The following is a 14,973-nucleotide window of genomic DNA, read 5'->3' as shown; positions in this document are numbered from 1 at the left end:
CGCACAGTTCGCTAGGCTATCAACCGCCTAGTGTATTTGCGGAAAAATCAGCATGAAAACTCTCTTTGAAGGTGGACCTAAAAAAGGGGGAAGGTCACTACCAAGGCGCAATTGATGATTACACTAGAGCGATAGCATTAGACCCAAACTATGCTCGTGCATACCATAACAGAGGTAATAGTAAGCACGAATTAGGCGACTACAAAAGCGCAATTGACGATTACAATAGAGCAATAATATTAGACCCAATAGACCTAATCGAGGCTGCTGCATACTCTACCAGAGGTGTTAGTAAGGGCTATTTAGGCGACTACAAAGGTGCGATTGACGATCACAATAGAGCAATAGTATTAGACCCAAACAGTGCTGCTGCATACTATAACAGAGGTATTAGTAAGGACGATTTAGGCGACTACAAAGGCGCGATTAACGATTACACTAGAGCAATAGTATTAGATCCAAACTATGCTACTGCATACGTGAACAGAGGTTTAAGTAAAAACAATTTAGGCGACTACAAAGGCGCAATCGACGATTACACTAGAGCGATAGTATTAGACCCAAACAATGCTGCTGCATACTTTAACAGAGGTAGTATTAAGAGAGAATTAGGCGACTACAAAGGGGCTATTGACGATTACACTAGAGCAATAGAATTAGGCCCCAACTATGCTACTGCATACAATAGCAGAGGTAAGAGTAAGCACGATTTAGGCGACTACAAAGGGGCTATTGACGATTACACTAGAGCAATAGAATTAGACCCCAACTATGCTACTGCATACAATAGCAGAGGTATTAGTAAGCACTATTTAGGCGACTACAAAGGCGCAATCAACGATTACAATAGAGCGATAGAATTAGACCCTAACTTTGCTCTTGCATACAACAACAGAGCTATTAGTAAAAGAAAATTAGGCGACTACAAAGGGGCGATTGACGATTACGATAGAGCAATAGTATTAGACCCAAACGATCCTGTTGCATACCATAACAGAGGTAATAGTAAGTACGAATTAGACGACTACAAAGGCGCAATCGACGATTACAATAAAGCGATAGAATTAGACCCAAACTATACTTCTGCATACAATAACAGAGGTTTAAGTAAGAAAAATTTAGGCGACTACAAAGGTGCAATTGGCGATTACGATAGAGCAATAGTATTAGACCCAAACGATTCTGTTGCATACAATAACAGAGGTACTATTAAGCACGATTTAGGCGACTACAAAGGCGCAATTGACGATTACAATAAAGCGATAGGATTAGACCCAAACAATGCTACCACATACTACAACAGAGCTATTGGTAAGGACAAATTAGGTGACTACAAAGGTGCGATTGACGATTACAATAAAGCAATAGAATTAGACCCAAACTTTGCTTCTGCATACAATAACAGAGGTTTAAGTAAAGCCGAATTAGGCGACTACAAAGGTGCGATTGATGATTACACTAAAGCGATAATATTAGACCCCAACAATGCTTCTGCATACTATAATAGAGGTATTAGTAAAAGAAATTTAGGTGACGACAAGGGGGCAGAGGACGACTTCAATAAAAAAAGAATAGCCATCATTAGATATTTCCAATCAAGCTACAATGACTATTGTATTAACTCCAGTGATAAATCTGTTAATGTATATGGTATTTGGGATAAAAAAACAGACAATGCCCTTAGGGATGTAAAGAAGCAACCCACCCATTCAAAGTGTTATAAGATCTATCTAGAGTATATAGCGGAGCTTGATAGTTATCATAAAGAATTTCTAATAGGTGGGTAATCTCAGTTCTGCGTGCTAGTTAAGATAAAGGCCGAATCCTGTTTGTTTAAGGACCAAGAGATCAGCGTGAAATTAGAGGCAGTAATTTCGCTAGACTTTTAACGAGATGAACGATATCCTCTTCGCAGTGGGCTGCCGATAGCATAATTCTAAGCCGCGCAGTCCCAAGTGGCACGGTTGGTGGGCGAATTGCGACGACTAGCAATCCTTCGTCCAATAGCGCCTCGCTTAATGCCACAGCTGATTTGGCATCGCCGACAATCACGCCTTGTATTGCGGTTGCTGAGTCTAGGCAAGAGATGCCGTGTTCGGCAACTGCGCTTCTAAATAAGTTTATATTCCTGTGCAAAATCTCTCTCCGTGTATTATCGTTTTGGATAATCTCAAGGCTTGCGCGAGCGGCACACACCATTGGTGGGGGTAAGGCTGTTGTATAGATATAAGTGCGTGCTTTCTGTATCAATACTTCGATTAAATCAGCGCTGCCGGCAACAAATGCACCAGAAGCCCCCAATGATTTACCCAAAGTTGCCATCACTACTGGCACTTGCGTTTGATTCAAGCCAAAGTGTTCCAAAGTACCACGCCCGCCGGCGCCCAATACACCTAAACCATGCGCATCATCAACGACTAAGGTCGCAGTATAATCAGCACAGATGTTGGATAGCTCAGTCAATGGTGCGATGTCTCCTTGCATGCTAAATACCGCATCGCTTACAACAATTGCGTCGTTTTTCTCTTGGCTTAGATGGTCGCGCAAAGCCACCGTGTCGGTATGTGCGTAACGCTGCAAGTTAGCACGAGACAATAATGCAGCATCAACCAGTGATGCGTGGTTGAGCTTATCGGCATAGATAACGGTGTGTCTATCAGCCAATGTTGTCAGTATGCCTAAATTGGCTAGGTAGCCGCTGGAAAACACCAGTGCACGCTCTCTAGATAAGAACTGAGCTAAGGCTTCTTCGAGTTCTTGGTGTGCCTGCGTATAACCGTCAATTAGGCAAGAGGCACCGGCACCGCTACCGTAGCGGCGTGCCCCTTCAATGCAGGCGTTAACGACATCAGGGTCGTTAGCAAGACCTAGATAATCATTGCTTGAGAATGATATGACTGGGCGTTTTTTTTGCCCGTTCAATACTCGCGAAGCCTCTTGATAACGAGAAATAATACGCCTTTGACGATAGAGGCCTAGGCGGTATTGTTGATCAATAATAGAATGCAGATTTTTCAAATAGAGTTCGGGAATATGTCTATTGGCGGGTAGAAATGGTTTGCAGATCAAGCCGTTTGAATAAATCGGCATCACGCTCTGTTTTAGGATTGGCGGTAGTCAGTAGTTTCTCTCCGTAAAAAACCGAGTTGGCGCCGGCAAAAAAACATAATGCCTGCATTTCTTCGGACATTGTTTCACGACCAGCCGACAACCGTAGCCACGATTTAGGCATAATGATGCGAGCAACTGCAATAGTGCGTATAAACTCAAGATTATCCAATGCTTTAGTTCCGTATAAAGGAGTGCCTTCTACCTGCACTAATAAATTAATCGGCACCGATTCGGGATGCTCGTCAAGATTTACCAGTTGACGAAGTAGCGCAGCACGGTCAGCGCGCGACTCACCCATGCCGAGGATGCCACCGCAGCAGACTTTTATACCGGCTTTCTTGACGCGCTTTAGTGTAGTCAGTCTGTCCTGGTAGGTACGCGTGGTTATGACATTGCCGTAAAACTCTGGCGAAGTATCTAAATTATGGTTGTAATAATCAAGTCCAGCGGCGGCTAGTCTATGCGTTTGTGCTTCGCTCAACATGCCTAATGTCGCACAAGTCTCCAGCCCCAGAGCTTTTATTGCCGAAATCATCTCCGCCACTCGTTCTAGATTTCTATCAGTCGGAGATCGCCACGCAGCGCCCACGCAAAAGCGATCGGCACCGCACGCTTTGGCGCGGCGAGCTGCGTCAACTACCGTCGCACCATCGAGTAAACGCTCAGTATCAAGGCCGGTGTTGTAATGAACGCTCTGCGGACAATAAGTGCAGTCCTCTGGACAACCTCCCGTTTTAATAGATAACAAAGTGCTGATTTGTATTTTTTGTGGGTCGTGAAACGCTCTGTGTATACTCTGTGCCTTAAATAAAAGATCGTTAAACGGCATTGCCAGAAGAGCTGTTATCTCTTGCTGTTGCCAGTCGTTTCTGATGTGTATCGCTTGATCAGTCATCGGGGTCATTCCCTGTTCATCCGTAATAGTTGTTTATTATAATGCAGCTTCCCTCAACCAATGTATGTATTGTTTTATAGTCACTTCCAGAGTTCAGATGGACTTTTATTACCAAAGGAATCGATAGATAAATGCGGCTTATCACCTTTTATTGCAAGTGCTGTGAGCTGCACACAATGGTGTATGCCGGTACCACAAGCACTGGCAGTTATACGATAATCACCGCGCTCGGATATTAATTTCTCTATGCCTAAATCCGATCTCAGTCCAGTAGTATAGGTGGATTGCTCAGTAAAATATCGATTTTCTAAATACATTATCTCTATTAACTTGTGTCGAGCGTCAATGATTGACAATCTCTCACCGTAGCGATGGTAATTGGGCAACGCAACAGTCAGTAGCAAAGCAACAATCGCAATGACTATAACCAGTTCCAATAGTGTAAATCCCTTCTGCACTATCTCACCACCTCAGTTAAAGACTCTGGTTGCAATAACCTTAGCATCAGCTAATGACTGAAGTGTAACCACTTGAGTATCTGATGTCGGCATAGCCAGAGTAGGCAAGGTGGTTTCAACCAGAGCTTGTGACAGCGATACTGGTGAATCGGCGCTCTCTGCATAAGCACTAATCAACAACCTGCAACTTAAATAATACTTGCCTTTTATGTTCTGCATAGTGGCACCTTTAGAAAACAGTTCAATCCAAAAACCGCTATGTACACCGGCGACAGAGCTTTGTGCTGGAAGCGCAAAACGACGATAATCGTATTTCAGTCTATTGCTATCAACGGTTTTATAGATGCCGCGCCGCGCAACATCAAAATCTTCTATCCTGAGTCGTTTTTCTACATAAATAATCCCTTGATCTAAGGCCTGAGTTAGCACTTCATCGGTTTGCATGCGTATTGCCACTGCACCATCGAGCAAGGTGCGCTGTCGGTTACGCTCTAGATTAGTCGTTGCTAGCAGACTGGTCAGCGCAGCCAATACCAACATTAAAAGTAATATCATGCCACGCTTCGGGAAACTATAACGGCAAGGTGTACATATATGTTTCATAATGATCAGAGCGACTATGAGCATCTTTCGCTATGGTGAGTTGCAGTGCTAGACCGTTGTTTTGCTTGCTTGGTGAAAAATCGGCTGCCGCATGTAAGCGCATAATTCCCGACACCAGTTCTTGTGCACGCATGGATAGACGGCGATTACCATGGCGGCGAAAAATTATCGGCTTTTGTCTATACAATGCCGGTCCTGCGTGGCTGTTCGCTATATAAAAGATCGTCGGTGTGTAGTGTGCTAACAACGCGCCTTTGGCAAAACGATAGCTACCGCCACATCGTTCATCGCTAAACGCATTTGCGCAATTTCCGGGGGCAATACCGCCACCAGCGTAGTGTATGTGGCGACCGGTCGTATAAGCTACTTGAAATACAACTGCGGCATTCTCATCGCAGACGATCGCAAGTCCACTGCGGGTCAGCCCAATACTGTTTTGAGCGATAAACTTATTATTTTCTATGCTGTGTGCGACTAGCGATGTCGCTGGTAATCGTGCGGCGCGTAGTAGTAGCACATCGCTATCTATGTCGCGCTCGCCAATTTTATCTCCGACTCGCTTAAAGCTACTGATATTGTTTTGCCCAGGATAAATTTCTACTGCCGAGGCGCCAGCCTGTAACCACAGCTGTGTACTATTCACCAAACTGAGTCGGGTCGGTGCTGCACTACAACTTTTAATGCTACCGTTTAGAGTCTCGCTGAAAATACGCTTAGAAGCTATCAGCTTTTCCGTCACCCTTAATTGTGCACCGTTATCTATGTATGCTTGCTTGGCGTATTGATACAACGCGATGGAAATTGCCAAGACAAAGGCAGCTAATGCCAGTGTTAGTAGTATCTCTATTAATGTAAATCCCTGCCTTGCGCTTTGTATGCTTATCGCTGCCATAGCAATTAAAATAATTGCTGAGCGTCGTGCCAAGCAAGGTCTTTAGTATCAAACGGTCTATATAAGACGATGAACGGTCAGTCGGCTTAAGTGCGTACTAGTTCTACTTTGATGACGCTAAAACCCGGTTGAAAATCAACATTCAAACCCTCGGCTTTTAAGAAAGTATCGGATAACAGCTGATTAGTTTTGCTGGACAGGTTATTGGCGGTTATCCTAATATAATTTTGCGACTGCTCGCTGAGATATGAGAATTCATAGTCGTAGCGTTCTAAAACCTTATTGAGTAAGATTTGCTCAACCTCGGCACGTTTTTTCTCGGATAATAGAAAACTTACTCTCACTGGTTCCAGTCGATCGACCAGATTGCTTACTAAGGCACGCATATCTTCTAAATCGTTACCCTTAACTTTAATTTCTTGCGAAGCAGACCATTCAATAAGACGTTTCTGCGGATCGTAGTATTGCGCTCTTTGAGGCGTTGCCCGCAGCATCATTAGTTTGGGATAACTGTTCTGATAAGAAAAAGCCCAGTCGGTCAATGTAACAGCATCCTGTACCGCAGATTCAGGTGTATTACTCAATGCCTTTGCGACAAAGAGTACCTCCATCGTATCGTTAGGAACTTTTGCTTGCTCAGTAATAATAACGGATTCCGCATCCAAAGCTGCACTTAAGATAAGTGCCAAAAATAATAAACACCGTGGGCGTTTAATTATAAAACGCACGATTTCACTCTATTTTTGATTGTTATGAATTATTGCTGTGCTAGAAGATAAGCAGCAATCATCAGAGCCAAACCAACAACCGCTGCCACCACACGATATAAAGTCATATTATTCTCCTAAATTTTTTAGTGTAGTCCGTTAATCTCTTTTTAATAGTGCTAACATAGTGCATATTGTATCTTATTTAGTAATAACTCAGAAATAAATTGAGGATCGGAGAGCTTTCTTACCAACGATGTCTTGTAGCACTTTAAGCGTTGATTATCTATGGCGAGGACGATGCGTCTATAACGATATATATCGTGAAATGCGCCTCTATACGCATAGCCGTAACGCACAAAGTCCCGACCAATTCTGGCTACTCGAGCACGAAGCCGTATACACCCAAGGACGACGACCAGCAACCTCGGATATCGTAAAAGGCACCGGTTCTATTCCGATAGTGGCTAGCGATCGCGGTGGACTGATGAGTTATCACGGACCAGGCCAAGCAATTTTATATACATTGCTAAATTTAAGGCGCATTGGTATCTCGCTGAGGGCTTATATACACATACTTGAGGAGGCCGTAATTATTTTACTAGCCCGCTATGGCATTTCTGCGCAAAGGATGCCGGGGGCGCCAGGAATCTATGTATCACAAGCAAAAATCGCATCGCTCGCTTTGTCTAGCTATCAGGGGTGTTGCTATCATGGGGTTGCGCTGAATGTGGATATGGACTTAATGCCATTTGATTCAATTATTCCATGCGGACTTGAGGGTATCAAGATGACCCAGGTAGCGAACTACGATGTGCATTTAGATATTGCCGATGCTTGTTATCAGCTAGCCGATATCTTGGCATCACAACTAAACTTGCATAACAAAAACAATGTTATCTTCTCGTCATAAGCCGGCAACGCATAAACGCGGTAGTCATAAAATACCCAGTCGTTATATTAGCGCTGCCCCTGCACTAGCGGTCGGCAGGAAGCCACCGTGGTTACGCATCAAACTTCGCGATAATCCACGTATTCAGCATATACGGGAATTACTGAGAAATAAAAACATACACACCGTTTGCGAAGAAGCAAAATGTCCAAATCTACCAGAATGTTTTTCCCAATCTACTGCAACATTTATGATTTTAGGAGATATATGCACGCGCCGATGTGCGTTCTGCGATGTCGCACACGGTCGGCCATCGCCCCCCGACCCTGGTGAACCTGAGCGTCTCGCACACCTCATTGCCGAGCTAGAATTGGACTATGTAGTCATCACCTCAGTTGATAGAGACGACTTAGAGGATCGCGGTGCAGGCCATTTTGCGTCGTGCATCTCGGCTATTAGACTAAAGGTTGAAAATATAAAAATAGAGATTTTAGTGCCTGATTTTAGAGCACGCGTTGACCAAGCACTGACAACATTGAGCAATGCCCCCTGTGATGTTTTCAACCATAATATAGAGACCGTGCCTCGTTTATATAGAAATGTGCGGCGCGGGGCTGATTACCATGGTTCATTGCATCTGTTGCTTGCGCATAAAAAGCGCTTTCCTGACATTCCGACTAAATCCGGTTTGATGCTCGGATTGGGAGAGGACTTGTCAGAGGTAGAAGCTGTTATGGGCGATCTAATTTTTCATAAGGTCGACTACATTACCTTAGGGCAATACCTGCAGCCCGGTGACGGTTATATGCCAGTACAACGGTATCTAAGCCCAGACGAATTCAAAAAACTCGCAGCACTTGGTTATGCCATGGGCTTCGCAAAAGTGCAGAGCGGTCCTTTAGTACGCTCTTCTTATCACGCCAGTAAAGAATATACGGTTCGGTGAACTGGCCTAGTTTTATAAGCTTATGGTCTTTTTGTTTCATTTTAGTATCTCTTTTCTTTTCGCTTCTAGTTTTTCAATGTTTATTTCTATCTCTCTTAGTTCTTTAACCTTTTTTTCAATCTCCTCAGTTGGATGAGGGATTACTAAGTTCTCTATCTCATCTCTATTGTATGTTTCTCTACCAACTACATCAGATTTTTCTAATTTTCTAATTTCTTTCCTCAGCAAATAAAGCAAAGTATCAACACCAATTTTGTTCTCATTTATCTTATAAATAAGTTGAGAAGTTCCGATATATTCTTTATCTGCAATAGCAAACAAGCCGTTTTGGGTGTGGAGTGTAGATATAACTAAATCTCCTTTCTTTATGAGCTTTTTCACTTTCGCCCCTCGACCACCAATATTTCTACCAAGCCTTTTTCTTCTTGTAGTTATTGTATTATCACAAGAGATTAAAGGTTCATGATAATAACAGTCATTTTCTAGAGTGATATTATTGTTTTGAGGAATTAAATAAGTTGACAATCGATCACCATTTACTAAATCCGCCACATTCTTTATTTCTCCAAAGGTATCAGTTTCCTTAAATTTAAGGATTCCTTTTTGAATCTTTTCAATGTCATTCTCTTCAATAGGCTCTCTTAAATTATTCGCACTAAAACCATCATGTTTTATTTCAATATATTTATATTTATCAGTTTTATATCCATCTATTTTCTTATTCTTATTTAACACAAGTATAAGTGTTTGTGCATTTGTATATGGATTAAAGACATAATGAGGCAGCTTAATAAATCTTTCTAAATAAGCAGATATTTCCTGTCTAAATTCTTCATATGTTTGCTCCATTATTGAATATGGAACAATAATAAAAGCCTTCCCTTTATCGTTTAGGGAATTGATACAGTATCTTATACACTTCATATTATTTTTCACTGGGTTTGGTTTTAGATTGAAAGGTATATTAGTCATAACAAAATCGTATATGTCTTTCGGTTCATCTTCCAGTGTGTTCTTGTATTCTATATTACAATGACCATCTCCAACCAAAATCATATTCATCTTAGCAATACGAGAAGACCCACTATTATCTTGCCCATAAACAGTTTCCTTTCTTAATTTTCTTTTCTTTTCCGTCTCCAACTTAGTATTTCTTTCAATATGCTTATACGCTTGAATTAAAAACCCGCCTGTACCGCAAAACGGATCATATATCTTATCCCCAATTTTAGGATTAGCTAGCGACAGAATAAAACGGATAATGTGCCGTGGCGTAAAATACTGTGCCAAATCACTATGCTTGTCTTGATACGATTTTAGAAAGTATTCAAAGGCCTCACCTTTTATATCAAAATCTATCTTCTCTAGATTTCCCATATTTTCTACAAGATTAACTAATGATTTTAGAACCCTCCCGTTTACTGTAGACTGTTCTAATATGTTTTTATAATTTTTGTTATATTGTGAGATTATATGATTGAAGTATTCGACTATTACATCTTCGCTTTTGGTAGTGATTTCGCTCCAGTTGAACTCGCTAACTTTCTTTTTCGCTTTATCAATATCAAGCAGCATTTTTACAAATAAAACATTGGAAAACTCTAATAAGCGAGGCATCCCTTGCTCTTTCCCTGATGCATGCAAGATATTGTCTGCTTGTTTAAAAACATGTATTAATTCCTTTGCCGTACTTATCAGGTTTTCATCATCTACTTCTGCTGATGTTCTATGTTCTAATAACTCAGATTCTTGTAAAAAATTGATAACTTTATTTTTATTTCTGTGGAGAACCCTATCACCATCAACCAAATACGCTTCTGTAAACATACTGTCGCTCACATATACGATAGGACATCTTATTTTCTCTGCCTTTGTGAAGCCATCTCTTTTAGCTCCGGCAAAATCACCATTTTCTTTTTTAGCTTCAATAATCGCTAATGGGTTATCATTACTATAAAGAATATAATCAGGTCTCAACCCCCCTAGATTCCTTATTTCTATATCATGCTTAGGACGTTCTTGAAAAACATTTTTTTGATGAGTATTGAAGAACCAGCCAGCGTTTATTAGTTGTCTATCTATCAAAGTGCGACATTCTTGCTCTGTATACATTATAATGTCAGTTCCTTATCCATATCATTCCTCTATACAATCTAATTGACTTGGTAATACTTACGCGTTAGTCGTATCACGATAGGGGACAGCAGCAGCAAGGCGATTAAATTAGGCAGTGCCATCATAGCATTGAGTGTGTCGGCAGTTAGCCAAATTAAATCTATGCCGGCACGAGCGGTTTCTTTCCAAGTGAGTGCCAAAGGACCTACAAAAACTGCAGCAACCCACGCAACCCTATAAATCGAGACGCTTTTAACACCAAACAGATACTGCCAGCACTTCTCACCGTAATAACTCCAACCTAGTATTGTGGTAAATGCAAATATAACAAGCGAGAAGATAACAATATAATGCCCTCCTATCAGCGCACTGTCAAAGGCTCGCGCGGTTAAATCAACACCGGTCTCACCGCTAGACCATACGCCAGTGGTAATTATTACCAGCGCGGTCATCGAACAGATAATAATAGTGTCTATGAAAGTGCCCAACATCGCAATATGTCCCTGGGTTATCGGATTGTTGGTCTTAGCGGCGGCGTGTGCAATCGGCGCACTACCTAAACCGGCTTCGTTGGAAAACACACCTCTGGCAATGCCGAATTGTATTGCTGCGGCGACCGCAGCACCGGCAAAACCACCAGTCGCCGCAGTGCCGGTAAACGCACTCGTCACGATCAGGCTTAGAGCTGCCGGTATCGCATCATAGTTAATAACCAAAATAATAAGACCGCTTAGAATATAGAAAAAGGTCATAAAAGGCACTATTTTTCCAGCCCATACTGCAATGCGAGTAATACCGCCGATTAACACCATTGAAACCAATATGAACAGCACAATCGCACTGATCAGTGGATCAATATTTTCATCGTCCAGAGCATCGGCTATTGAATTAGACTGCACCATGTTGCCTATGCCGAATGCAGCAATGGCTCCCATCACCGCAAAAACCACTGCCAACCATTTCCATTTAGGACCTAATCCGTTTTGTATATAATACATAGGACCGCCTATATGCTTACCAGTACTATCAGTTTCTCTAAAGTGTACCGCACAGACGGCCTCGCTGTATTTAGTCGCCATACCTACCAAAGCAGTTATCCACATCCAAAAAACGGCACCTGGTCCTCCCAATACGATGGCAGTTGCAACGCCGGCGATATTACCAGTGCCTATAGTGGCAGATAGTGCGGTCATCAAGGCACGAAAAGCGCTGATGTCCCCATCGCCTTGTGGTACACGCCCTTGCCACAGCAATACGAAACCGCGGCCGATTTTCCTAAGCGGTAAGAGCGATAATCCTACAGTCAGGAACATGCCGACCCCGACGATAATAATCAGCATCGGTGCTCCCCATACGATACTATTGATTGACCCAATTACATCGGCTACTGTCTGTTGCATGAAACCCCCTTTCTTATTTAGTTTCCGGTGGTGGCTCCACCCCAAGCTGTTTGTCGGATAAATCATCGGGTAGAAAGTCCAGTACTGCAAGTGCGAAAACCAAAATAGCCAATGCAAGTGCAATGCCCCCTATACCCAGCACAAACTCAGGCAAACTCGGAATATACTGGGCAACGACACCGTCGTAAAAACTGCTTTGCTCTATCATGCCGGGGAACATCACTAACGGATACGCTTGGCCGCCTACAATAATTACATACAGTTGAGCGAATGCGCCGAGCAACACTAAAATGCATCCGCTTATGGTTGCAGCACGACGGCGGCAAGTCGCAGGACTATAAAACAGCACTAGCGGCAATAAACTACCGACACCTATCTGTGCGCCCCAGAACAGCCAGGTGTATATGTTACCGCCGGTCAGTATAAAGGATTGTATACCCTGATGTTCGGCAACATAAAGATTGGTTATGTGATAAGCCACCACAAAATAGAGTACTATTGCTACGAACACCGCAAGCAGGTTTTTCAATCTAAATAATATATAATCGCCGAGCGGCCGCTTGGTTAAATAACACGCAGCCATCAGCACTAAAATAAAAGCAGCAAGGCCGTAAGCAAAAGACATAATAATAAACATTGGTGCCATCACCGCGGCGTCGTAGGCTTGGCGGGCCACCAAAAATCCGAATATAGAACCGGTACCCGTAGTTAGCGTAATACGCCAGAGCAGTGCAATCATTCCAACCGGCTTTATATAGGGTGCCATCTTGCGTTCAAACATCATCCATAAATAAACGATTACTACAACAAAGAAACCAGTGTAGAGGAATATGTTCCAAGCAAATATAGATTTGAAATTGTAATAGGTCATGGCGACGATTAAACGATCCGGGCGACCTAAGTCGAGAACCAAAACCGCAAGGCCGCCACTCAATAATGCGATGGCCAGCAAGCCAGAGAGACGCGCCAATGGTTTGTAATCTACTTTCCCGAACACCGAAGCAACTGATGCCACATTCAAAGCACCTGATGCCGCCACTATTAATAGTATTGCAAACACATGCGGCACACCCCAAACAATTTGGTTGTTCATCCCAGTCACATAGTGCCCTTGGTGTTCAACATAGTAGGCAGCCCCTATGCCGGCCAATATCAATAACGCTAAAATTCCGAGCAATATAAAGAAGCCCGGACTATTTGCCGGCATCGTACTATAGCGAGTAAGTTTATGTGAGACTACAGTTGCCATCAATCTATAAGCCTTGGTATCTCACCCCAGTGTTGAGGCCTAAATCGGCACGAATCTGTACCCCACCGTGCTTCTCCAGACGCTTAGAAATCTCGCTTTTGGGATCGTTCAAATCACCGAAAATAAGCGCATTATGTCCTTCTCGCTCGCATGCTTGTACACACGCAGTGGTGCCGTCGCCGCGATCCACCTTATGCACGCATAGCGTGCAACTTTCAACAGTGCCTTTACCGCGTGGTGCGTGCGGCAACTGATTATCCAATGCCTCGTGTATAAAAGAACGCGCCTTATAAGGACATGCCATCATGCAATAACGGCATCCGATACAGGTATGTTTGTCAACCAGTACGATGCCGTCGGCGCGCCTAAAAGATGCGCCGGTCGGACAAACATCAACACACGGGGGTTTCTCACAATGCTGACACATCACCGGAAAAGATTTTTGATGACCTGTCGCTTTATCCTTGACAGTCAGCTTGCGTATCCACTGCGCGTCGGTCGCCGGCCGCCCTAGACTATGCAGACCATGTTCCTCGTTGCACGCATCGACACAGGCATTACAACCGTCTGCACAAGCGTTTACATCCACTAACATCCCCCAACGCACCGCATCTGTTACCGGCTCATGCAGTGGTCTCGCCAGCGGCATGCTATACAAAAATACACCTGGCGCCACCATCAATCCTCCCGCTAACGCACTGCCTTTGCGCATAAACTCTCGTCGTTCCTCAGAGATAGGGAGGGTATTTTGTTTGTTCTCAGTCATTGTCGCCCAAATGTTGTTTTATCAACCTTAATGATAAATCACTGTGCTGTCGTTCAGGTGTCGGCATAGGATTTATGCTCGATTTCATCGTCGAATAGGCTTCTTTAGGGCGATCCGCATGGCACTGAAAGCAATCTATGCTAACACTGCTGTAACGATGACACGCAGTGCAAAAGTGGGTGTCTTCATAATGGCGCGGATAATCGCCGGCTGCCGTCGGTTGTACATGGCAGTCTATACAACGCGTAAAACGATACTGCGCAGTGCGTATGCCTTGATGCACGGTCTCATCGCGTTGGTGTAATATAAACTGATAATGGCGACGGCGCATGACTTCAGTCGGTTCCACACACTGCTCGCCTTTGGCTTTGGGAATAACCGGGCCTAAGCCAGACTGCTCGTCGGCAGCATACAGAGAGGTTATCCATAATAGTGAAAATAGCATCGCGACTACTATTGCAGTTGGTGTTGCTATTCTATCTGGTGCTTTATTCGGTAGTTTTAAGTTCCTATTTTCTATCATCCTTCAATCTCTATACCTATCATGCATTTTTCAATGAAACAGACTTATCTAAAGAAGATCAACAAAACATCAAGCAAGTAACGATCAAACAGGTAACGGAATTATATACTGAAATATGCAAATCACCACAACGGTTTCTATTTTTTATTAAGCTCAGCAGAGGTTGGCTTGAGGTCTAATCAGTTGTACTCACACTTAAATTGCAGATATTCTAATTTGGCTTATTATTTTGAGGGTTAATTATCAGCCGTGTTATGTCGCCCCAAAATTGTCAAAGTCATATGATTGTTCTGTATAATGCCAGATAGGTATAGTGCGGGACTAGAAAGTTTTAGTCACACAATCGAGGGGTAAATAAGGTGTAGACAACTGCCTAATCTTCAAAGTCAAGTACTCTAAGTCTTGATAGCCATATC

General features: G+C 43.1%; 14 protein-coding genes. 3 read left to right on the top strand and 11 right to left on the bottom strand.

Translation table 11 applies throughout. The features are described from left to right. The first annotated feature begins 71 nt into the window (after nt 1-71). Nucleotides 72-1,787 carry a tetratricopeptide repeat protein gene (locus GDA45_07530; protein ID MBC6414711.1) on the top strand — a complete coding sequence of 572 codons (1,716 nt, stop codon included), beginning with the start codon at nt 72-74 and terminating at the stop codon, nt 1,785-1,787. A 61-nt stretch (nt 1,788-1,848) separates the two neighbouring features. On the opposite strand, the gene bioF is transcribed toward GDA45_07530, so the two are convergent. The 6 genes from bioF to GDA45_07500 all read right to left on the bottom strand — a co-directional run bounded on the left by bioF (nt 1,849) and on the right by GDA45_07500 (nt 6,648). After that, nucleotides 1,849-3,090 (bottom strand): 8-amino-7-oxononanoate synthase, encoded by a 1,242-nt coding sequence (bioF, locus tag GDA45_07525; protein ID MBC6414710.1) that lies wholly within the window; start codon nt 3,088-3,090, stop codon nt 1,849-1,851. Beyond that, nucleotides 3,038-4,015 carry a biotin synthase BioB gene (bioB, locus tag GDA45_07520; GenBank protein MBC6414709.1) on the bottom strand — a complete coding sequence of 326 codons (978 nt, stop codon included), beginning with the start codon at nt 4,013-4,015 and terminating at the stop codon, nt 3,038-3,040. The genes bioF and bioB overlap by 53 nt, the downstream gene beginning before the upstream one ends. A gap of 71 nt (nt 4,016-4,086) precedes the next feature. Beyond that, nucleotides 4,087-4,467 carry a prepilin-type N-terminal cleavage/methylation domain-containing protein gene (locus GDA45_07515; GenBank protein MBC6414708.1) on the bottom strand — a complete coding sequence of 127 codons (381 nt, stop codon included), beginning with the start codon at nt 4,465-4,467 and terminating at the stop codon, nt 4,087-4,089. 9 nt (nt 4,468-4,476) lie between these two features. Next, on the bottom strand, nt 4,477-5,067 hold the full coding sequence (locus GDA45_07510; GenBank protein ID MBC6414707.1) for a hypothetical protein: 591 nt from the start codon (nt 5,065-5,067) through the stop codon (nt 4,477-4,479). Beyond that, nucleotides 5,036-5,959, bottom strand: coding sequence for a prepilin-type N-terminal cleavage/methylation domain-containing protein (locus tag GDA45_07505; protein ID MBC6414706.1), 924 nt, complete (start codon nt 5,957-5,959; stop codon nt 5,036-5,038). The genes GDA45_07510 and GDA45_07505 overlap by 32 nt, the downstream gene beginning before the upstream one ends. Nucleotides 5,960-6,045: 86 nt before the next feature. Further along, nucleotides 6,046-6,648 carry a hypothetical protein gene (locus GDA45_07500; protein ID MBC6414705.1) on the bottom strand — a complete coding sequence of 201 codons (603 nt, stop codon included), beginning with the start codon at nt 6,646-6,648 and terminating at the stop codon, nt 6,046-6,048. 274 nt (nt 6,649-6,922) lie between these two features. Here GDA45_07500 and lipB point away from each other — a divergent pair, with 274 nt between their 5' ends. Beyond that, nucleotides 6,923-7,579, top strand: coding sequence for a lipoyl(octanoyl) transferase LipB (lipB, locus tag GDA45_07495; GenBank protein MBC6414704.1), 657 nt, complete (start codon nt 6,923-6,925; stop codon nt 7,577-7,579). Continuing rightward, entirely contained in the window at nt 7,560-8,504 is a 945-nt protein-coding gene (gene lipA, locus GDA45_07490) for a lipoyl synthase (protein MBC6414703.1), read from the top strand. The genes lipB and lipA overlap by 20 nt, the downstream gene beginning before the upstream one ends. 36 nt (nt 8,505-8,540) lie before the next feature. Here lipA and GDA45_07485 read toward each other — a convergent pair whose 3' ends face one another. The 5 genes from GDA45_07485 to GDA45_07465 are packed head-to-tail and all read right to left on the bottom strand — an operon-like array spanning nt 8,541 to nt 14,557. Continuing rightward, nucleotides 8,541-10,616, bottom strand: coding sequence for an N-6 DNA methylase (locus GDA45_07485; GenBank protein ID MBC6414702.1), 2,076 nt, complete (start codon nt 10,614-10,616; stop codon nt 8,541-8,543). Between the two features lie 41 nt (nt 10,617-10,657). After that, nucleotides 10,658-12,019: a sodium:alanine symporter family protein gene (locus GDA45_07480; GenBank protein ID MBC6414701.1), complete on the bottom strand. Its 1,362-nt coding sequence runs from the start codon at nt 12,017-12,019 to the stop codon at nt 10,658-10,660. A gap of 13 nt (nt 12,020-12,032) precedes the next feature. After that, nucleotides 12,033-13,268 carry a polysulfide reductase NrfD gene (gene nrfD, locus GDA45_07475; GenBank protein MBC6414700.1) on the bottom strand — a complete coding sequence of 412 codons (1,236 nt, stop codon included), beginning with the start codon at nt 13,266-13,268 and terminating at the stop codon, nt 12,033-12,035. A 4-nt stretch (nt 13,269-13,272) separates the two neighbouring features. Continuing rightward, complete coding sequence (locus GDA45_07470) at nt 13,273-14,034, bottom strand: 4Fe-4S dicluster domain-containing protein (GenBank protein MBC6414699.1); 762 nt, start codon at nt 14,032-14,034, stop codon at nt 13,273-13,275. Beyond that, nucleotides 14,027-14,557, bottom strand: coding sequence for a hypothetical protein (locus GDA45_07465; GenBank protein ID MBC6414698.1), 531 nt, complete (start codon nt 14,555-14,557; stop codon nt 14,027-14,029). Before GDA45_07465 ends, GDA45_07470 begins: the two co-directional genes overlap by 8 nt. Nucleotides 14,558-14,973: the final 416 nt, after the last annotated feature.

The organism is Chromatiales bacterium, assembly GCA_014323925.1.
GTDB lineage: Bacteria > Pseudomonadota > Gammaproteobacteria > Poriferisulfidales > Oxydemutatoraceae > SP5GCR1.
Note: the sequence above shows the minus strand (reverse complement) of the source record. Positions and strands in the feature narration are given on the sequence as shown.